Source organism: Stenotrophomonas nitritireducens, assembly GCF_001700965.1.
Classification (GTDB): domain Bacteria; phylum Pseudomonadota; class Gammaproteobacteria; order Xanthomonadales; family Xanthomonadaceae; genus Stenotrophomonas; species Stenotrophomonas nitritireducens_A.
The window spans coordinates 2,175,398-2,194,380 of sequence record NZ_CP016756.1 but is presented as its reverse complement, the minus strand read 5'-3'; the positions used below and the strand labels follow the sequence as shown (position 1 = coordinate 2,194,380).

Sequence of the window (18,983 nt, the reverse complement as noted above, 5' to 3'; positions counted from 1 at the left end):
CGGATAATCCCTGCCGCAATCCTCACAGGAAGCTCGGATGTCACAGCAGGAACGCTGTCGTGTTCTGGTGCTCGGCGGCTACGGCCACTTCGGCGCGCGCATCGTGCGTGCACTTGCCGCTACGCCGGGCATCACTGTCATCGCCGCTGGCCGCAATCCTTCGCAGGCGGCAGCCAAGCTGCCGGGCGTGGATCTGAAAACCATTGAGCTGTGCAGGCTGGATACCGCTGCGCCGGATTTCGAAGCCCAGCTCACCAGGACGCGGGCAGCGCTGGTGATCCATACCGCCGGCCCCTTCCAGGGCCAAGGTTACGGGGTTGCGCAGGCCTGCCTGCGTGCCGGCATGCATTACATCGATCTGGCCGATGGACGTGATTTCGTTGTCGGCTTTCCGCAGCAGTTGCAGGCCTTGGCACAGCAGACCCAGTGCAGCGCGATCAGCGGTGCCAGCACCTTGCCGGCGCTGTCCAGCGCGGTGGTGGACGCGCTTGCGCCGCACTTCGAGCAGTTGCACAGCATCGACATGGTGATCGCGCCGGCACAGGCCACGCCGCTGGGCATGGCCACGGTGCGTGCGGTGCTGTCGTACTGCGGCAAACCGTTCCAATGCTGGATCGATGGCCGCTGGCAAACGCAGCGTGGCTGGGCCAAACCGCAACCGGTACGCTTTGCCCGCATTGGCCCGCGCCTGGCCTCGCCCTGCGACGTGCCCGATCACACGCTGCTGGTACAGCGTTACCCGGGCGTGGCGACGGTGCGTTTCCGCGCGGCGTTGGAGCTGCCGTTCCTGTCGCGTTGTCTGGCGGCCATGGCCTGGCTGCGCGGGCATGGCCTGCCGTTGCCGATGGAGGCACTGGCCGGTGTGTTCGCCAGCGCAGGGCGTTGGTTCGATCGTTTCGGCACCGATCTGGGCGGCATGCGCATCACCCTGCGTGGCCAGCGCGATGGACTGGAGCATCGCCTGCACTGGGACCTGACCGCGCCGATGCTGCACGGCCCGGAGATCCCAACCTTTGCCGCCGTGCTGTTGGCGCGCCGTTTCGCCCGTGGCGAAGGGCTGCCCAGCGGCGCCCGTACCTGCATGGGCCTGCTGACTTTGGCCGAGTTCGAAAGCGAATTCGCGCGTTGGCAGATCGACAGCGCTGTGAGCTGAATCATTCAGCCTGACGGCCAGCAGGGTGCCATCCGGGCTATTGACTACAAATGTAGGCAGATCTACCGTGGCGACAAATGTAGTCACGGAGACGGCCATGCGCCGCAAGACCATCGGGGACCAGGAACTGGCCCTGCTGCAGTACATCGGAGAGAACGAACCCACCAGCGTTGGCGAGGTTGCCGCGCGCTTTGGTGAGGCCCGCGGCCTGGCCCGCTCCACCGTGCTGACGATGATGGAGCGCCTGCGTACCAAGGGTTACCTGCAGCGCGAACAGGACGAGGGCGTGTTCCGCTACAGCACCACGGCCGAGCAGCAGGAAGTGGTCAACGGCGCGGTCGGCAGTTTTGTCGAGAAGACCCTGCAGGGCTCGATTTCACCGTTCGTGGCATGGATGTCGGAAAAGGCCGAGGTCAGCGACAACGAGCTGGCCGAACTGGAAGCGCTGGTCAGCAAGCTGCAATCGCAGCGCCGGGAGGATTGAGCCATGTCGATGACGCTTGAGTTGCTGGGCAGCCGACTGTTGGCCACCAGCGTGCAGACTGCGCTGCTGGCCGGCCTGGTGTGGCTGCTGTGCCGTTACGTGCGGCGTCTGCCGGCCAGCACCCAATGTGCGCTGTGGTGGTTGGTGGCATTGCAGGCGGTGGTTGGCCTGTTCTGGATGTCGCCGCTGGAGCTGCCCTTGCTGCCTGCGGTCGATGCCGCGCCCATGATGGTGCAGGCTGCCGCAACCGCCGCGCCGGTGACCACCGCGCCGATTATCGTGATGCAGCCCTTGCCGGCGGACAGCAGCTGGTCGTGGAGCCTGCTGCTGATGGCGATGTGGTTGGCTGGCGTGCTGGTGATGGCACTGCGCACCACACTGGCGCTGCGCGCAAGCCGGGCCCAGCTGCGTGCCGCGCAGCCCTGCCGCGATCACAAACTCAACGCCGCGCTTGCACTCGCCGCCGAAGCACACGGCCTGCGCCGTGCACCGCGTCTGATGCTGAGCAATGCGATCGATTCGCCGCAGCTGATTGGCCCATGGCGTCCGGTGCTGCTGCTGCCGGCGCGTGGCCTGCAGCGCATGGGCGATGACCAGCTGGACATGGCCCTGACTCACGAATTGGTGCACCTGCAGCGCCATGACCTGTGGCTGGGCCTGGTACCGGCCCTGGCCCAGCACCTGTTCTTCTTCAACCCCGTGGTGCACCTGGCCGCCCGCGAATACGCCATTGCCCGCGAAGCGGCGGTGGATGCCGCCGTCGTCGCCGGTGACCGGCATTGCCGCCAGCACTACGGCCGCCTGCTGTTGCAACTGGGCGTCGCGCCACGGCCGGGCGCCGGCCTGGCCAGTGCCTCGCCTACCTTCCTGAGTCTCAAGCGGAGATTGCTCATGTTGCAGAACACGTCCTCTTTTCCGCGCGTCGGTGCGGCCCTGATCCTGGTCGCCGTTGCCCTGGTCGGCGTTGCGCCGCTGCGGCTGGTGGCGATGCCGGTACCCCCGGTGCCGCCCGCACCGTTGGCGGCGCCCGTCGCCCCATTGGCGCCCTTGGCAGCCCCGGTCGCGCCGCTTGCCCGTTCAGTGGTGCATACGGTGGTTGCAGGAGCAGATGACGCTGCCGTGCCGCCGGCACCGCCTGCTCCTCCTGCGGCGCCCGCATCGCTGGCTATACCGCCAGCGCCCCCGGCACCGCTGGCAGCACCTGCTGCTCCGCTGCGTACGCAAGGCGTCATCCACCTTTCCAGCACCCACAACGCCGATGGCTATGTACTGATCAAGGGCGACCACAACGTCATGAACGGCACCGTCGCCGATCTGCGCGAAGCCAAGCAGTTGGACGATGGCAAGGGCGTGCTGCTGCTGCGCCGTGACGGCAAGCGCTATGTGGTGCGCGATGTGGCTACCTTGTCGCGCTTCGAGCAGCTGTATGCCGAAAGCGTGCGCCTGGGGGATGCGCAAGGCCGGCTGGGTGACCGGCAGGGGCAGCTGGGCGACCGCCAAGGTGAGATCGGTGAGCGCATGGGCGAGATCGGCGCGCGCATCGGTGAGCTGGCCAACGAGCAGGTACAGCTGGCATTGAGTTCGGGTGCACGCAGCGACGCACAGCGTCGCGCATCGGAAGAAGCACGTCGCAAGCTCGACCAGGCGCGCGAGGAAATGGACAACCCGGCGATGCGTGCAGAGATGGAAAGCCTGGCGGCACAGCAGTCAGTGTTGGGCAGGCAACAGGCCGAGCTGGGCCGGCAGCAGGCAGCGGCAAGTGCCAAGGCCAATCGTGAGGCCGAGCAGATGATCCAGCAGGCGATCAGCAGCGGGATTGCGCGGCCGATTGGCGGGTGATTTTTTGGGAGGGTTTGCTGGTGTCTGGCTTTAGATCCCAGGCAAAAGCACCCCTCCCCAACCCTCCCCTTGGCTACGCCAAAGGGAGGGAGCAGAGCTTGGTCCCCTCCCTTTCGCTGAAAGCGAAGGGGAGGGTTGGGGAGGGGTAAGATCTTCGAGAAATGCCTAGCGAAGGACTGAGCTCAGCGCTCAGCCTCCAACGCCAACTCCGCCCGCTCATCCGCTTCTGCCTGCACCAATCGCAGGAACAGCTGCGCCAAGGTCACCACGTCCTGGTGATTGTGTTCGCCAACGCGGCGCAGGTTGCGCGCGCTGCCACCGCGCAGATAGCTCAGCCACGCTGCAGGTGCTTCCGAACCGGGAAGGTCATCCTCGCGCGCGATCAGCAGCAGGTTGCGTTCGATGGTCGCCAGACGGCAGTTCTCCCAGGTGCCGCGATAGCGACGGCGGGTGGGAAACAGCAGGTCCACATGATCCAGTGCCGAGATCGGATCACCACGGCGGGCCAGCCGATAACGTGTCTTCAGCAGCGGCGCGTCATAGCAGCGGCCGTTGTAGCTGGACAGCACCGTGCTCGGCGCCAGCCAGCTGGCAAACAATTCCAGCATCGCGCTCTCCGCGCCCATCGTCGACATCAGCAGCTGGCGCACGCGCAGGCCTTCGCCGCGCGCTGCATCGTGATGCCAATCGGCTGCGCCGATCATGAACGCACGGGTACCGGTGCCGCCGGCCAGGCCGGTGGTTTCGGTGTCGAAGAACAACAGATCCTGCGGTGCGACGGATTCTTCGTGGCGTTTGCTGAAAGCCAGCGACAAGGGCTGGGCGGGAATGGACTGCGGGATGAAGGCTTCGATCAGATGCAGGCCGGGAGCAATCTCGGTACCGGGCAGATCACGATCCACCGGCCCGCGCTCGACTGCCACCGCAGGTGCCACCGCGCGATTGCGTGTGGCCAGCAGGCGGCGCAACGCAGCGCCATCCTGCGGTTTTGCCGGTTTGTGCTGGATCTGATCGACCCAGCCGAACACGGAGTTCTGCTGTCGCTGTTCTTGTAGGAGCGGCGTCAGCCGCGAAGCCGATACAGCATCCGTCTCCTGTAGGAGCGGCGTCAGCCGCGAAGCTGGCAAAGCATCCGCAGCCGGCGAAGAACCAGATGCATCCGCAGCAACAATTCCCTCTGCAGCTTCCACCATCGTTGGCTTCGCGGCTGACGCCGCTCCCACAACAGCCATGGGCGCTACAGACCCTGCTGGCGCCGCCGTCGACAGCCCGGCCTGCTTGCGCAGGGCTTTGAGTTTGTCCAGGCTGAGACTCATGGCAGCAGATCGAGTGCCTCGTCCACGCTGACCGGCTGCACCTGATCGCAACGCTCGGCCGACAGCAGCGACAACACCTTCAAGGCCAACGAGCGCGGCGTTTCGCCCTTCTCCTCTTCCTGCGCGGCCAGCACCGGGCCGACGCAGGCCGGGCAGCCGGCATTGCAGTCGCAGCGCTCCACCAGCTCCAGGGCACGTGTCACCAGTTCGCCCTGGCGCTGCCACAACGGCTCGCTGAGGCCAACACCGCCGGGGAAGTTGTCGTAGAGATAAACCGTCGGCACGAAACTCTGCATCAGCTCCACCGTGCCTTCGCCGGCTTCATTGCCGCGCAGCTGGCCGCGGCCGGTCTGGTCGGCCACCGCGAACCAGGCGCCATCGCCGTTGCCCACTGCCTTCTGAAGATCGCGCGCATCGGCCATCACCGCGACGGTGGCGACGATATGCAGCGCATAGGCCGCGCCGAGGAAACCATCCAGCGCGTCCTGCTTCTGCGCGAAGCTGCGCAGCAGCGTGGCCTGCGGCAACTGCCACCACACCGCGGTGGTATGCAGTTCCTGGTCGGGCAGGTTGACCGGGCCGTAGCCGATATTTTCGTGCGTGTAATAGCGGATCTTCTTGTAGCCGGCCACGCGCCGCACCACATGCACTTCGCCATGGTGCGAATCGCCACGGCCGGCGCCGTTGCCGTCGAAACGGTCCAGCACCTTGAGCTTGGTGTAGTCGATGCTGTCGGTGTAGTAGTCCACGTGCGTGCGGGTGACGTAGGCCTTGCGGCCATCCCAGTCCAGCCGCTCCACTTGATACGGCGTGCTCTGCACCATGTGGATGGCGCCTTCGTACAGGGTGAGTGCGGCGGCGGAATAATCCACCTCGGCGATGATCTGCTGCTTGCCGTCGCTGCGGTCCACCACCACGAAGTTGCCATCGGCCACCGCGCGCAGGCTCACCGCGTTTGCTGGGTAGCTGTCGGCAATCCACTCCCAGCGGTCGCCTTCCTGGTGCACCACTTCGGTTTCGGCCAGCGCCTGCAGGAATACCAGCGGGTCGATCGGACCGAACGGTTCACCGGCCAGGAACGGCAGTTCGAATGCGGCGCAGCGGATGTGATCGAACAGGATCAGCGGCTGGTCCGGCGAGATGCGTGCGTGCTCGGGCGTGGCATTGGCGAAGAAATCCGGATGCCGCACCACGTACTGGTCCAGCGGCTGGCTGCTGGCCACCATCACGCCCAGCGCCGCCTGCTGGCGACGGCCGGCGCGGCCGAAGCGCTGCCAGGTGGCGGCAACGCTGCCCGGATAGCCATTGAGGATGACCACATCCAGCGCACCGATATCCACGCCCAGCTCCAACGCCGAGGTGCTGACGATGCCATCGATGTTGCCTGCGCGCATCGCCCGTTCCACCTCGCGGCGCTCGGTGGGCAGGTAGCCACCGCGATAGGCGCGGATGCGTGCCGGCTTGCGCGGGTCGTTGTCGAAGATGTCCTTCAGGTATTTGGTCAGCACCTCCACCATCAAGCGCGTCTGCGCGAACACCAGCGTCTTCAGCCCGCTCTTGATCGCGATGCGGGCGATGCGGTTGGCCTGCGAACGGGCGGACGCACGCAGGCCCAGGTCCGGGTTGATGACCGGCGGGTTCCACAACAGCACGTGCTTGGGGCCGGTGGGTGCGCCGGATTCGGTGATGGCGTGCACCTTCTCTTCGACCAGCGCCTCGGCATGCGCATGCGGGTTGCCGATGGTGGCCGAGCACAGGATGAATTGCGGTTGCACACCGTAGAACGCGCAGATGCGCTTGAGCCGGCGCAGTACATTGGTGACATGGCTGCCGAACACGCCGCGATAGGTGTGGATCTCATCGATCACCACATAGCGCAGGTTCTCGAAGAACTGCGCCCACTTGGTGTGATGCGGCAGGATGGCCTGGTGGAGCATGTCCGGGTTGCTGACCACGATGTCGCCGTGCAGGCGGATCGCCTGCCGCGCATCGCCGGGGGTGTCGCCGTCGAAGGTGAAGGCTTTGACGCCCAGATCGCCGGCCCGGTTCAGCTCCAACAGCTCGGCCACCTGGTCCTGCGCCAAGGCCTTGGTCGGGAACAGGTAGAGCGCCTTGGCGTTGCCCTGCATCGCCGCGCTCACAACCGGCAGCGTGTAGCACAGCGACTTGCCGGATGCGGTGGGGGTGACGATGGCGACGTGCTCACCGCGCTGGCTGGCGTCCCAAGCTTCGGCCTGGTGCGAGTACAGCTGCTCGATGCCGCGCGCCTTGAGGGCGGCTTTCAGCGCCTCGGGCACGTCGTCGGGAATGGGCGCATAGCTGCCCTCACGGCCGGGAATGGTGAAACTGCCTGTCACCCGATCCTTGTAGCGCCGCGCCAGCCGCTGGCCGAGCAGCGAGCCGTCACGCGAGGGCAGGCCATCGGTGGTTGCCAGCGCCCGTTCGCTGGCTTCGGTGCGGGGAGCGAGGGAAAACGCCATGCACGCAACTGCCGATCAAAGATCACTATGGAACCACAAGGGTGTCTCACCCCGTGAGACACCGATGGGCCGCAACGCTGATGCTGTCCCGCGTAGATGTGCGCCGTCCGTGCCGCAAGGCCGGGGCAAGGCGGCGCGGCTGCGGTCGATGCCGCGGCGGATGTTCGGCTGAATGGGTCGCAAGAGAGGCGGGGCGGATTGTCTCTGGCAGCTGCCGAGGCCGGCGCCGGCAGGCGGTTCCGCTACGGCAGCCGCATTTGTGCCGAGCCCCGCATTGCCGCCGGCGTCTGCGTTCAATACAGCGCTGCGCGGCCATGGCTAGATAGCAGGATCATTCTGCTGGGTAGCATGCATGCACCGTTTCTGCTTCGTCTGGTTGCTGACTATCCTGGCTTGCGTGGCGCCTGCAGGGGCGGCAACCGGCGGTTTGGACTATCCGGCCACGCCGGTGCAGCCGGTCGAGGACAGTGTCGGCGGGCAGACCCTCCGCGATCCCTACCGCTGGCTGGAACAGGACCCGCGCCAGTCGGCCGAGGTTGCCGCCTGGGTGGCAGCGCAGAACGCGACCAGCCGCCGGTTCCTGGATGGCATTGCCTTGCGCGCCGCCATCGTCACGCGCCTGCAGGCGCTGGCGAAGGTGGAGAGCAGGTCATTGCCGCGCCGTGTGGGCAACCGCACGTTCTACAGCGGACGCGCGGCAGGTGATGAGCAGGTCAGCCTGTGGCTAGCCGTTGATGGCCAGCCTGCACGGCGTCTGCTTGATCCCCTGCGCTGGGATGCGAAAGGCCGTGTCGCGTTGTCGGGCTGGAGCATTTCGCCCGATGGCCGCTACCTGGCCTATGGCACCCGCAGTTCGGGATCGGACTGGCGCAGCTGGCAGGTGATGGATATCGCCAGTGAATCGTTGCTGCCCGATCAACTGCGCTGGAACAAGTTCAGCGATGCATTCTGGTCAGCCGATAGCCGCAGCCTGTACTACACCCGCTTCCCGGAACCGGCCATGGGTAGCGAGTTCACCGCCGGCAACCGCAACCAGTACCTGGCCCGGCATGTGCTGGGCACGCCCACGGCGCAGGACAGCGTGGTCTACGCCCAACCGGAAACACCGGACCATCTGTTCCAGGCCGGCCTGTCCGGCAATGGGCGCTGGCTGGTGATCAACAGCGGCTATACCGGCGGCGGCGCCTTTGTCGGCATCCGCGCGCTGCCCGGTGGCCCGCTGTGGCGGCCGTTCCAGCGCAGCGAACGGGTGGGCGTGAGTTACCGCTATGCCGGCGCACGCGATGACCGCCTGTACTTCCAGACCAATGAAGGTGGACGCGGCGACCGCGTAGTGATGGTGCGTGCCGACCAGCCCGAGGCAGCGCCGCAGGAAATATTCGCCAGCGATGGCGGGGTGATCAAACAGGCATTTGTCAGCGACGGCCTGCTGGTGGTGACGCTGCTGCAGGATGCGGCGGACCACGTGCTGCTGGTGGATGCCGACACCGGCAAGCGCGAAGAGGTGCGCTTGCCGGACAAGGGCAGCGTTCATGCAATCACCGTTGCCGATGACCGTGCCAGCGTGGATTTCCAGTTCACCTCGTTTGCCAGGCCCACCGCGCAATGGCGCTATACGCGGGCCACACAGGCACTGCTGCCGACCTGGCAACCGGCGGTGCCGGTGACGCCGCAGGACTATGTCACCGAGCAGCTGCGGTTCCGCGCACGTGATGGCAAGTTGCTGTCGATGTTCGTGGTGCGTCGTGGCGACCTGCAGCCCTCATCACGGACGCCGGTACTGCTGCGTGGCTACGGTGGCTTCGGCCTGAGCAGCACGCCGTCATTCTCGGCCGAAGACGTGGTGTGGATGGATATGGGCGGCGTGTATGCGTATGTCACCCTGCCCGGCGGCGGCGAATACGGTGAGGCCTGGCACCGCGCCGGCATGCGCGAGCGCAAGCAGGCCGTGTTCGATGCCTATTTCGACGCGGCCGATCAACTGATCGCGCGCGGCTGGACCGCGCCCGGCCGCGTGGTGGCCTCCGGCGCCAGCAACGGCGGCTTGCTGGTGGGCGCGGCGATCACCCAACGCCCGGGGCTGCTGGGTGCAGCGCTGCCGGATGTGGCGGTGCTGGACATGCTGCGCTACCCGCACTTCAGCAATGGCGCCTTGTGGTCGGAAGAATACGGTTCGCCGGACGACCCGAAAATGCTGCGGGTGCTGCTGGCCTATTCGCCGTGCCACAACCTGCACGCCGGCCAGGCCTATCCACCAACCTTGATCACCACCGCCGATACCGACGACCGGGTAGCGCCGGCGCACAGCTTCAAGTTCGCCGCGCGGCTGCAGTCGGTTGCTGCTGCGGATGTCCCCGTGCTGCTGTCGGTGGTGGAGGGCGCCGGCCATGGCGGCGGTGGCGGCGTATCGCAGGCGGTACAGGCCGGCGCGGACCGGTTGGCGTTTGCCGCCAAGGCGCTGGACATGCCGGCGCCGCCGATCACGAAGTGAATGCGATCACGTTCAGCGCACGCAACAAAATCTGAAGCTTGTATCCGTATCCTGCCTGTTCGGGTAACGGCGAGAGGCGGCAGTGGTGGCAGCACGCGCATGGCAGGGAGCAGTGGTGGCAGGGATGATGCTGGCCGGAACGGCACACGCACAGCAGGCAACGCCTGCCGAGCCTGCGCCTGCGGTGGATCAGGCCGGGACAAGCGCGGTGCCGCCGCAGGACAACGTCACCACCCTGGGCGAGGTGCGTGCCATCAAGCCCGAAGACGACCAGCCGCTGGACCTGTACCGCTTCAAGAACCCGGTGCAGCCCGCACCCAACCGGTTCAGCAAGAACTGGAGCGAGCCACCCACGCCCGAGCAGGTGGGCATGAGCGGCGGCTACGTGATGATGGGCATCGTCTACGGCGTTACCAAGGCCGCGCAGGGCCTGAACAAGCTCACTGGCGGCCCGGACCAGATCCAGTCCGCCATCGCCCGGCCGCCGCCGGAGCTAAGCGAACAGGAGCGCCAGCGGGCCGCAGACTACTGCGCCGCCAACGGCTGCACCGCGCCCGAGCGCTGACGGCGGACTGTTCCAGACATGGCGGTTGGTCATGCTGCGGGCCTGTCCAGCCGTGTGGTATCGGCCGGATCCGATTAAAGTAGCGCCCATGGATAACCAACAGATTCCCGGCGGCCTGCTCATTGCCATCGAAGGCATTGATGGCGCCGGCAAGACCACGCTTGCCCATGCCTTGGCCCAGCACCTGCGCGATGCAGGGGCAGTGGTCGTACTGGGCAAGGAACCGACCAACGGCCCTTGGGGCACACGCCTGCGCGCCACCGCCGCCACTGGCCGGCTGAGCCCCGAGCAGGAGGTGGAATACCTGCTGCATGACCGCCGCCAGCATGTGGAAGATGTCATTGCACCGGCCCTGGCCCGGGGCGAGATCGTCATCCTCGACCGCTACTTCCCGTCGATGGTGGCCTACCAGGGCGCGGCCGGCTTGCCGCTGGACCAGATGCTGCAGGCCAATGATTTCGCCCCGCGCCCGAACCTGCTGCTGTTGCTGGACCTGCTGCCGGAACAGGGGCTTGAGCGTATCCGCGCCCGTGGCGACAAGCCCAACCACTTCGAGACCGCACAGAACCTGGAGCGCTGCCGGTTGATCTTCCAGCAGCTCGATCTGCCCAATAAGCAGCTCATCGATGCCAGCCAGAACGAGACCGAAGTGCTGGGTGATGCATATGCGGCGATTGCCGCCGCGCTGGCGCTGCGCGTGGGCGTAGATGGCGCGCAGCTGCTGCAGAACGTGCAGGGGTTGGATCTGGGCAAGGCAACAGCCGCTGGTTGAGGCTGTATGTGTCTGGGTCAGGGTGCTTCAGCGCCCCGGCGTCTGCTCCCTCCCTTTTGCGCAGCAAAGGGGAGGGTTGGGGAGGGGTAGGCTTGTCGCTGCGGATCTTGCATCTGCGTCGTGCAGGCAAATGTCTGAATCTTGGTCCGTGGATGCGATCAGCCGCGAAGTCGCGTTTGCTGAAGCGCCAGAAGCGGGCGTGATCTGATGATGTACGTGCTTCGCGGCTGACGCCGCTCCTACAAACAACCAATGTCTCCGGTTTGTTCCAATACGCACATGACTTCTTCGCCTCAACGCCCCCGTGCCAAGCCTGCCGCTGCATCGGCACAGCCGCTGCTGCATCCGCGCAATCGCCACCAGGGCCGTTACGACCTGGTGCGGCTGGTTGCGGTGAATCCGGCCTTGCGTGCGCACCTGATCCGCACCCCGGCAGGCACAGACAGCATCGATTTCAGCAAGCCTGTGGCCGTGCGCGAGCTCAACCGCGCGCTGCTGGCCAGTGACTACGGCATCCGGCATTGGGATATCCCGGACGGCTATCTTTGCCCGCCGGTGCCGGGCAGGGTGGACTATCTGCACGGCCTGGCCGATCTGCTGGCGGCAGACAACAACGGGGTGATTCCACGCGGCCCCGGCGTGCGCGCGCTGGATATTGGGGTTGGCGCCAACTGCATCTATCCGTTGCTGGGGCAGGCCGAATACGGCTGGCGTTTTCTCGGCAGCGATATCGATGCCGACGCGCTGCAGGCCGCCAATGCCAATGTGCAGGCCAACGGCCTCGGTGGACGCATCGCGCTGCGACTGCAGCCGGCGCGCGGCAATCTGTTCGCCGGCCTGTTGCAGGCCGATGAGCGTTTCGAGCTGACCATGTGCAACCCGCCCTTCCACGCCTCGGCCAAGGAAGCGGCGCAAGGCAGCCAACGCAAGCTGCGCAACCTGGGTGGCACGCAGGCACGCGCCAGCAAGCCCCCGCCGCTCAATTTCGGTGGTCAGGCCAATGAGCTGTGGTGCACCGGCGGCGAGGCTTCTTTCCTGCGGCGGATGATCCGCGAAAGCGTGGACATCCAGCAGCAGGTGTTGTGGTTCAGTTCGCTGGTTGCCAAGAGTGAGCACCTGGCCGACATCCACAAGCAGTTGGGCAAGGCGGGCGCCGCCGAGGTGCGCGAAGTGCCGATGGCACAGGGCAACAAGCAGAGCCGCTTTGTTGCCTGGAGTTTCCACTCAGCTGATGTGCGCAAGGATTGGCTGCAGCAAGCGCAGGCTTGAACCGTTGCATCCACAAACACCGTAGCCCGGGCAAGCGCAGCGCACCCGGGGTTGTGGCTGGCTGGTCGGAAAGAACTTCTGATCGCCGCTTCCCGGGTGCGCTGCGCTTACCCGGCTACGTTGAATCAGGCCGAGACGCCGGCGAGCACCGCGTACATCACCACGAAGGTCACCAGGAATAGATAGATGCCGCCGATGAAGGTGTAGCGCAGCATCGTCAGTATCGGGTTGCCGCCGTAGACGCGCTGCTGCATCCAGAACAGATACACCGGCACCGCAAACCACAGCAGCACATACAGCCAGACGCAGATCGAACTGAACACGGCGTTGCCGATCGCACCGCTGATGCCGGCAATGAGGAAGGTGGTCAGCAGCACCAGCATCAGCCAGCAATGGCTGTACAGCGCCACCACCAGATGCTCCAGGTAACCCATCGGTCGCCGCATATAGGCGATGCGCAATACCAGCGCGAAGATCGGCATCAGGAAGAACAGCGCGCCCGGCAGCGCGGTGAGAATGGCCTGCACGTACAGGTCGGTCTTGCTGCCCATGCGGTCGACATTGGCCTGGCCATTGGCCAGGCGGTGGTTGAGCCAGTTGCTGACGAAGCGCGGCCAGCCATCGAGCACGATGGGGTTGGTTTCCGCGTCCCAGGGCTTGCCGTTGACCGGGACGTTGATGAAGGTGCCGCGCTGGCCGGAAGCGGCGCGTGCGGCGGCGCGGTTGGCACGCGCTACCGCCGAGGAGGTGGCGTCGGCGGCAGCGGGCTGCACGTCGGCTTCGATTTCGGCCGCGCGCTGGGCCGCCGCCGTATTGATCGCCGCAATGGCCATGGCAAAGGCGGCGGCTGCGGCAGGGTTGCTCTTTTGTTGCTGTTCCATCTGCGCCATCTGCGCGGCACGCAGCGTCTCCACCTCGGCCACGGTCTGCGCCTTGGCATAGGCCGGATCGGCATTGCTACCAGTGCCGAAGTCATCGGCATGCAAGGTCAGCTTGCCGACGAAGAAGGTGAAAATGGTGAGGATCACGAACAGCCGCAGCGGCTGCACGTAGCCCACGCGCTGGCCCTTGAGGAAGTTGACCGTCACCCGCCCCGGCACCAGCAGGTCGCGCAGGGTGCGGAAGATGCGGCCGTCCAGGTGCCAGAACGATTCGAATACTTCCTCTACCGCGTGCCCGAAATTCTTCAACGGGTTATGCGCCGACTGCCCGCAGCCATGGCAGAAGTGGCCATGCAGTGGCGTGCGGCAGTTCTCGCAGCTGCCATGTTCTGAAGCGGAGGGCACTACGTCGGTCTGGCTCATGGGCGGGCACGGCGGGCTGCAGGCAGAAGCCGCATACGATAACGGGCTTTGCCGAGTCTGTTCAGTGGCAGCTCAATAAAAAGGCGAGAACGAAGCAAGGCCAGGCTCAAGCAGAGCGGGCACGAAGCAAAGCCGGAACGAAGTAGAGCCCCTCTCCCGCCTGCGGGGGAGGGGTTGGGGTGGGGGAAGCTCCTGACAAGCAGAGCCCAAAGCCCCATCCCAAAAGCACTCAACCCCCCCGAACCTTCCGATGCCACAAGGCATTGACGATCACCCAGCGCCCATCAAACCGGCCCATCTGCAGATGATCGATGAACCACGGGCTTTCCAGTCGCACGGTCGCGATATCCTCATCCACCTGCAGCACCGTGACCGATCGCTGCCACCGCGCACGCGGCGTCTTCAAGGCACCCTCGCGGGTAAAGCGGATCAGTTCATCCGAGCTCATCCGCCCCAGCCCCAGGGTTTCATTCGGATTGGCAACGATGTTCCGCTTGGCCAGGTCCGGGTGCAGGGCGCGCGTCACCCGCGCCACATCGCCTTCCAGCTGGCCGTCCATATAGTCGTAAGCGGTGGCCTCGATGGCCTGCAGCGTGGCCGCATCCGGTGGCGCCGCCATCGCGTTGCCGGCAACACAAAGCATCCCCGCAATGAACAAACGCAGTGCAGCTGACAGGGTCATGGCCCGTTCCTGAAGGTGGCTGGCTGCAGCGTGGCGGGTCGTCGGCGGGCTTGCAATGGGGCGGAAGTCATTGCCGTGGGCGGGCCTTTGCGCACGGAAACCACGCACATCATTCAAACCTGCACGCGTGCATTTATCCATTGTCATCACAGCCCGCACGCAGGCAGTTTTCTAACGTACTTCCATCACCGGCATGTCGCCGGAACGGATGTGCCATGGAATATTCCACCTCATTGCGGCCTTATGTCGCACGCGTACTGGTCACGCTGGCCCTGGTCGGCCTGGCCGTGCTGGTCTGGCAGTTGTCGGACCTGGTCCTGGTGATCTTCGGTGCGGTGGTGGTGGCGGTGCTGTTGCATTCGCTGGTGCGGCTGGTCACCCGTTTCACGCCGCTGTCGGACGGTATCGCGCTGGGCGCGGTGCTGGTCGTGCTGGTGATGGGTTTCGCGCTGCTGATGTGGATGTTCGGTGCGCAGGTGGCGGGCGAGATGGAGTCCTTGAAGCAATCGCTGCCGCAGGCCTGGGCGCACTTCAAGGAGTGGCTGGATGCCAGCCCGCTGGGGCCGGTGGCCAAGCAGGGCATCGATCAGCTGCACGCCGGCATGAGCGGATGGGCGGCCAAGGCCGGGGCGCTGGCGATGTCGGCCTCGGGCAACCTCACCGACATGGTGCTGATGGTGGTTGGTGGCATCTATCTGGCCGCACAGCCCAAGGTCTACCGCAACGGCACTCTCAAGCTGTTCCCCAAGGACCGGCGCGCGTTGATGGGCGATGCACTCGACGCCAGCGGCACGGCGCTGCGGGCCTGGCTGGGCGGCCAGCTGCTGGCGATGGTGGTGGTGGGAACGCTGACCGGCCTGGGCCTGTGGGCGCTTGGTGTGCCGGTGGCGTTCGGGCTGGGCCTGATCACCGCCTTGCTGGATTTCGTTCCCATCGTCGGGCCGATCCTGGCGGCCATCCCGGCGGTGTTGCTGGGCTTCACCGTCAGCCCGCAGGTGGCGCTGGGTGCGCTGGCGGTGTTCGTGGTGATGCAGCAGATTGAAGGCCATGTGCTGCAGCCGCTTATCCAGCAGCGGGCGGTGGATCTGCCGCCGGCCTTGTTGCTGATTTCCCTGTTCGGGATTGGTGCCTTGTTCGGCTTGCCGGGCGTGCTGCTGGCCGCGCCGATGACGGTGGTGATCTTTGTCTTGGTGAAGCGTCTGTATGTGGTGGAGGCGCTGGGGACGGAGACGCCGATTCCTGGGCGTGATCAGGTGACTGGGAAGTAGGTGGTCGTTTGTGGTGGCGCTTGCTGGGCGGGATTTTTGCCGAGCGTGGCTCGGCACTACATGAGCGAAGAGGCCACGCTTTGCGTGGCCTCTCGTTTCTTCAGGGGATTACTGGGGGCGTGTAGGTCAGCGTCGCGCCCAATGCCCACAACAGCAGCAACACCAGCGGTGTGTGCACCAGCAGCTGCACGAAGGTAAAGCCGATCAGGTCGCGTGCCTTCAGGCCGAGCACGCCGAGCAGCGGCAGCATGTAGAACGGGTTGATCAGGTTGGGTAGCGCTTCTGCAGCGTTGTAGATCTGTACCGACCAGCCGAGGTGGTAATGCAGATCATTGGCTACCTGCATCACATACGGGGCCTCGATGATCCACTTGCCACCACCGGACGGAATGAAGAAGCCCAGCACCGCCGAGTAGCTGCCCATCAGCAGCGCATAGGTGTCGTGGCTGGCGATCTGGGTGAAGAAGGTGGAGATGATGTGCGCAACGCTATGGCCTTCGCTGCCGTTGACCGTGGTCATGATGGCGGCAATGGAACCGTATAGCGGGAACTGGATCAGCACGCCTGTGGTGGACGGCACTGCGCGTGCCACGGCATCGAGGAAGCTGCGTGGGCGCCAGTGCAGCAGCGCGCCGGCCATCAGGAACAGCAGGTTGTAGGTGTTCAGGCCGGAAATGGCCTGGATGGCCGGCTTGGTGCTGAACTCATGGATCAACCAGCCTGCCGCCAGTGCCACCAGCAGCAGGATCAGCAGCGGGCTGTGCTCCAACCATTCGCCCGGGCGGGTGGGCTTGGTTTTGGCCGGTGCCGCATCGGTGGTGACGTCCACACCGCAATCGGCGGCATCACGTGCAGAGTTGGCGGCCGGCGCGGTGACATAGGAGATCACCAGCGACACCAGCACCAGCGCGGCCAGCAAGACGCCGGATTGCCACAGGAAGATGGTTTCGGTGAACGGAATGACGCCGGTGATCGACAGGATCGACGGCGGCAGGCTGGCCGGGTTGGCCTGCAGCTGCGCGGCCGACGAGGACAGGCCCAGCGCCCATACCGCGCCCAGGCCGAGATAGGCAGCGGCACCGGCGGCGCGGTAATCCATCTTCAGCTCGCTGCGGCGTGCCAGTGCGCGCACCAGCAGGCCGGCGAAGACCAGGCTCAGGCCCCAGTTCAGCAGTGAGGCGGTCATCGACACGATGGCCACCAGGGCCACGGCGGTGCGGCCGTTGTTGGGCACGCGTGCCAAACGATCAATCAGGTGCGAGGCAGGGCCGGACGAGGCCACCACGTAGCCGCCGATCACCACGAAGGCCATCTGCATGGTGAAGGGAATCAGGCTCCAGAAGCCGTCACCGAAGGCCTTGGCGGTATCGGTAGGCGCGGCGCCGATGGACAGCGCGGCCAGCGACACCGCAGCTAGGGCGAGGGCGGCGAACACCCAGGAATCGGGGAACCAGCGCTCGGCAAAGTTCGCGCAGCGGATGGCGAAGCGCGCCGAGGCGGTGTCTTGGGTGGTGGATTGCATGGGCTACTACCGTGTGGAAACAACCGGGGGACGGTAGCGCGGCAAGGGCGAAGCGCGGAACTGGACCTTCGGATAGTGCCTGCGTATTCATGCAAAAACGCCGCCTGCGGACAGGCGGCGTCGCGTTGCCGGCAGCGGGCTTATTTGCCGGCCGTGAGCTTGGTGTAGCTGTTGATCAGGTTGCGGTAGTCGGGGATGTGGTTGGAGAACAGCGCGCCCAGGCCTTCCACGTCATTGCGCCAGTCGCGGTGCAACTCGCAGGCCACGCCGAACCAGGTCATCAGCTGCGCGCCGGCCTGTTCCATGCGGCTCCAGGCGGCCTGCTGGGTCATGCTGTTGAAGGTGCCCGAGGCATCGGCGACGACAAACACTTCGAAGTCTTCGGCCAGTGCCGACAGCACCGGGAATGACACGCACACCTCGGTGACCACGCCGGCAACCAGCAGCTGCTTCTTGCCGGTGGCCTTGACCGCCTTGACGAAATCCTCGTTGTCCCACGCATTGATCTGGCCGGGGCGGGCGATATACGGCGCATCCGGGAACAGCGCTTTCAGCTCCGGCACCAGCGGGCCGTTCGGGCCATCTTCGAAGCTGGTGGTGAGAACAGTGGGCAGCTTGAAGTAGTTGGCGATGTCGGCCAGTGCCAGCACGTTGTTCTTGAACTTGTCCGGGTCGATATCGCGAACCAGCGACAGCAGGCCGGTCTGGTGATCGACCAGCAGTACGGCGACGTTGTCCTTGTCGAGGCGGGTATAGGGCTTGCTCATGAAAACTCCTGGTGTTTCCTTCTCCCCCCGGGAGAAGGTGCCCCGAAGGGGCGGATGAGGGTGCGGTTGCAATGCATCGTTGAACGTTGAAATGCACGGGTTGTTGACGAGTGCTGGCTTCGTTTGCCCTCACCCCAACCCCTCTCCCGCATACGGGAGAGGGGCTCGCGGGGCTTGAAGCGGTTACGCTGCGATCTGGCCGAAGCGGCCGGAGTTGAAGTCGTCCATCGCCTGACGGATTTCTTCCTGCGTGTTCATCACGAATGGGCCGTAGCCGGCGATGGGTTCGTCGATCGGCTCGCCGGCCAGCACCAGCACGGTGGCGTCGGCATTGGCTTCCATTTCCACTTCACCGGCAGCGCGGTCGAACAGCACCATCTGGCCTTCGCGGACAAGCTGGCTGCCGTTGAACTGCACGGTGCCGCGCAGCACCACCATCGCCACGGTGTGGCCTTCGGCGAACTGCAGGGTGGTGTGCTTGTCACGCTGCAGGCGCAGGTCCCACACGTCCATCGGCGTGTGCGTGCGGGCCGGGCCGCGCTGGCCGCCGAATTCACCGGCAATCACCCGCACCGTGCCGGCGTCATCGGCCAGCGGCACCACCGGGATGTCGGCATTGCCGATGTTCTGGTAGCCCGGTGCGGCCATCTTGTCCTTGGCCGGCAGGTTGACCCACAGCTGCACCATTTCCAGCTTGCCGCCGCGCTGGGTGAACGCCTCGGAATGGAACTCCTCGTGCAGGATGCCGGAGGCAGCGGTCATCCACTGCACGTCGCCCGGGCCGATCTCGCCACCGGCGCCGGTGGAGTCGCGGTGCGCTACTTCGCCGTCATAGACGATGGTGACGGTCTCGAAGCCACGGTGCGGATGCTGGCCAACGCCGCGCGGGCTGTCGGTGGGGCTGAATTCGGCCGGGCCAGCATGGTCCAGCAGCAGGAACGGGCTGAGCTGGCGGCCATGGGTGTTGTACGAAAACAACGAACGGACCGGGAAGCCATCACCAACCCAATGCGGGCGGGGGGCGCTATACAGGCCACTGATCTTCTTCATCTGTCTGCTCCTTGGGCGGCG

At 65.6% G+C, this 18,983-nt stretch carries 15 protein-coding genes; 8 read left to right on the top strand and 7 right to left on the bottom strand.

Annotated elements, in window-relative coordinates; all coding sequences use genetic code 11:
• Positions 1-37 precede the first annotated feature (37 nt).
• From BCV67_RS09315 to BCV67_RS09305, 3 genes are all read left to right on the top strand, one after another.
• Positions 38-1,153, top strand: coding sequence for a saccharopine dehydrogenase family protein (locus tag BCV67_RS09315; protein WP_062170933.1), 1,116 nt, complete (start codon positions 38-40; stop codon positions 1,151-1,153).
• A gap of 97 nt (positions 1,154-1,250) precedes the next feature.
• Positions 1,251-1,637, top strand: a complete 387-nt coding sequence (locus tag BCV67_RS09310) for a BlaI/MecI/CopY family transcriptional regulator (protein ID WP_057629239.1) — start codon at positions 1,251-1,253, stop codon at positions 1,635-1,637.
• Between the two features lie 3 nt (positions 1,638-1,640).
• A complete protein-coding gene (locus tag BCV67_RS09305; RefSeq protein WP_062170935.1) occupies positions 1,641-3,476 on the top strand; it encodes a M56 family metallopeptidase in 1,836 nt (611 codons plus the stop codon).
• Positions 3,477-3,658: 182 nt separating this feature from the next.
• Here the strand turns inward: BCV67_RS09305 and BCV67_RS09300 are convergent, their stop codons facing one another.
• Positions 3,659-4,792: a ribonuclease H-like domain-containing protein gene (locus BCV67_RS09300; RefSeq protein ID WP_082746662.1), complete on the bottom strand. Its 1,134-nt coding sequence runs from the start codon at positions 4,790-4,792 to the stop codon at positions 3,659-3,661.
• A complete protein-coding gene (locus BCV67_RS09295) occupies positions 4,789-7,272 on the bottom strand; it encodes a DEAD/DEAH box helicase (protein WP_062170937.1) in 2,484 nt (827 codons plus the stop codon). Before BCV67_RS09295 ends, BCV67_RS09300 begins: the two co-directional genes overlap by 4 nt.
• 352 nt (positions 7,273-7,624) lie before the next feature.
• Here BCV67_RS09295 and BCV67_RS09290 point away from each other — a divergent pair, with 352 nt between their 5' ends.
• From BCV67_RS09290 to rlmF, 4 genes are all read left to right on the top strand, one after another.
• Entirely contained in the window at positions 7,625-9,763 is a 2,139-nt protein-coding gene (locus tag BCV67_RS09290; RefSeq protein ID WP_062170939.1) for a prolyl oligopeptidase family serine peptidase, read from the top strand.
• A 124-nt stretch (positions 9,764-9,887) separates the two neighbouring features.
• Positions 9,888-10,328: a hypothetical protein gene (locus BCV67_RS09285; RefSeq protein ID WP_062170941.1), complete on the top strand. Its 441-nt coding sequence runs from the start codon at positions 9,888-9,890 to the stop codon at positions 10,326-10,328.
• 88 nt (positions 10,329-10,416) lie between these two features.
• Entirely contained in the window at positions 10,417-11,100 is a 684-nt protein-coding gene (gene tmk, locus BCV67_RS09280) for a dTMP kinase (RefSeq protein WP_062170942.1), read from the top strand.
• Positions 11,101-11,379: 279 nt separating this feature from the next.
• Complete coding sequence (rlmF, locus tag BCV67_RS09275; protein WP_062170944.1) at positions 11,380-12,369, top strand: 23S rRNA (adenine(1618)-N(6))-methyltransferase RlmF; 990 nt, start codon at positions 11,380-11,382, stop codon at positions 12,367-12,369.
• A gap of 125 nt (positions 12,370-12,494) precedes the next feature.
• On the opposite strand, the gene BCV67_RS09270 is transcribed toward rlmF, so the two are convergent.
• Together BCV67_RS09270 and BCV67_RS09265 are read right to left on the bottom strand one after the other, a co-directional pair.
• Positions 12,495-13,673, bottom strand: a complete 1,179-nt coding sequence (locus BCV67_RS09270) for a DUF3667 domain-containing protein (RefSeq protein WP_062170946.1) — start codon at positions 13,671-13,673, stop codon at positions 12,495-12,497.
• A 229-nt stretch (positions 13,674-13,902) separates the two neighbouring features.
• Positions 13,903-14,355, bottom strand: coding sequence for a nuclear transport factor 2 family protein (locus BCV67_RS09265; protein WP_082746663.1), 453 nt, complete (start codon positions 14,353-14,355; stop codon positions 13,903-13,905).
• 215 nt (positions 14,356-14,570) lie between these two features.
• Between BCV67_RS09265 and BCV67_RS09260 the strand changes: the two genes are divergently transcribed.
• Entirely contained in the window at positions 14,571-15,623 is a 1,053-nt protein-coding gene (locus BCV67_RS09260) for an AI-2E family transporter (RefSeq protein ID WP_062170948.1), read from the top strand.
• Between the two features lie 100 nt (positions 15,624-15,723).
• Here the strand turns inward: BCV67_RS09260 and BCV67_RS09255 are convergent, their stop codons facing one another.
• From BCV67_RS09255 to BCV67_RS09245, 3 genes are all read right to left on the bottom strand, one after another.
• Positions 15,724-17,145, bottom strand: a complete 1,422-nt coding sequence (locus BCV67_RS09255) for a short-chain fatty acid transporter (RefSeq protein WP_062170950.1) — start codon at positions 17,143-17,145, stop codon at positions 15,724-15,726.
• A gap of 140 nt (positions 17,146-17,285) precedes the next feature.
• The gene (ycaC, locus tag BCV67_RS09250; RefSeq protein WP_062170952.1) at positions 17,286-17,912 is read right to left on the bottom strand and encodes an isochorismate family cysteine hydrolase YcaC; all 627 of its coding nucleotides are present in this window, start codon (positions 17,910-17,912) and stop codon (positions 17,286-17,288) included.
• A gap of 183 nt (positions 17,913-18,095) precedes the next feature.
• Positions 18,096-18,962, bottom strand: a complete 867-nt coding sequence (locus tag BCV67_RS09245; RefSeq protein ID WP_062170954.1) for a pirin family protein — start codon at positions 18,960-18,962, stop codon at positions 18,096-18,098.
• Positions 18,963-18,983 lie beyond the last annotated feature (21 nt).

What these genes read in the sequence shown, in the direction of transcription:
- BCV67_RS09260 (WP_062170948.1), top strand. Translation starts at nt 14,571, where the DNA reads ATGGAATATTCCACCTCATTGCGGCCTTATGTCGCACGCGTACTGGTC.
- tmk (WP_062170942.1), top strand. Translation starts at nt 10,417, where the DNA reads ATGGATAACCAACAGATTCCCGGCGGCCTGCTCATTGCCATCGAAGGC.
- BCV67_RS09295 (WP_062170937.1), bottom strand. Translation starts at nt 7,272, where the DNA reads ATGGCGTTTTCCCTCGCTCCCCGCACCGAAGCCAGCGAACGGGCGCTG.
- BCV67_RS09300 (WP_082746662.1), bottom strand. Translation starts at nt 4,792, where the DNA reads ATGAGTCTCAGCCTGGACAAACTCAAAGCCCTGCGCAAGCAGGCCGGG.
- BCV67_RS09245 (WP_062170954.1), bottom strand. Translation starts at nt 18,962, where the DNA reads ATGAAGAAGATCAGTGGCCTGTATAGCGCCCCCCGCCCGCATTGGGTT.
- BCV67_RS09305 (WP_062170935.1), top strand. Translation starts at nt 1,641, where the DNA reads ATGTCGATGACGCTTGAGTTGCTGGGCAGCCGACTGTTGGCCACCAGC.
- BCV67_RS09290 (WP_062170939.1), top strand. Translation starts at nt 7,625, where the DNA reads ATGCACCGTTTCTGCTTCGTCTGGTTGCTGACTATCCTGGCTTGCGTG.
- BCV67_RS09265 (WP_082746663.1), bottom strand. Translation starts at nt 14,355, where the DNA reads ATGACCCTGTCAGCTGCACTGCGTTTGTTCATTGCGGGGATGCTTTGT.
- rlmF (WP_062170944.1), top strand. Translation starts at nt 11,380, where the DNA reads ATGACTTCTTCGCCTCAACGCCCCCGTGCCAAGCCTGCCGCTGCATCG.
- BCV67_RS09315 (WP_062170933.1), top strand. Translation starts at nt 38, where the DNA reads ATGTCACAGCAGGAACGCTGTCGTGTTCTGGTGCTCGGCGGCTACGGC.
- ycaC (WP_062170952.1), bottom strand. Translation starts at nt 17,912, where the DNA reads ATGAGCAAGCCCTATACCCGCCTCGACAAGGACAACGTCGCCGTACTG.
- BCV67_RS09270 (WP_062170946.1), bottom strand. Translation starts at nt 13,673, where the DNA reads ATGAGCCAGACCGACGTAGTGCCCTCCGCTTCAGAACATGGCAGCTGC.
- BCV67_RS09310 (WP_057629239.1), top strand. Translation starts at nt 1,251, where the DNA reads ATGCGCCGCAAGACCATCGGGGACCAGGAACTGGCCCTGCTGCAGTAC.
- BCV67_RS09255 (WP_062170950.1), bottom strand. Translation starts at nt 17,145, where the DNA reads ATGCAATCCACCACCCAAGACACCGCCTCGGCGCGCTTCGCCATCCGC.
- BCV67_RS09285 (WP_062170941.1), top strand. Translation starts at nt 9,888, where the DNA reads ATGATGCTGGCCGGAACGGCACACGCACAGCAGGCAACGCCTGCCGAG.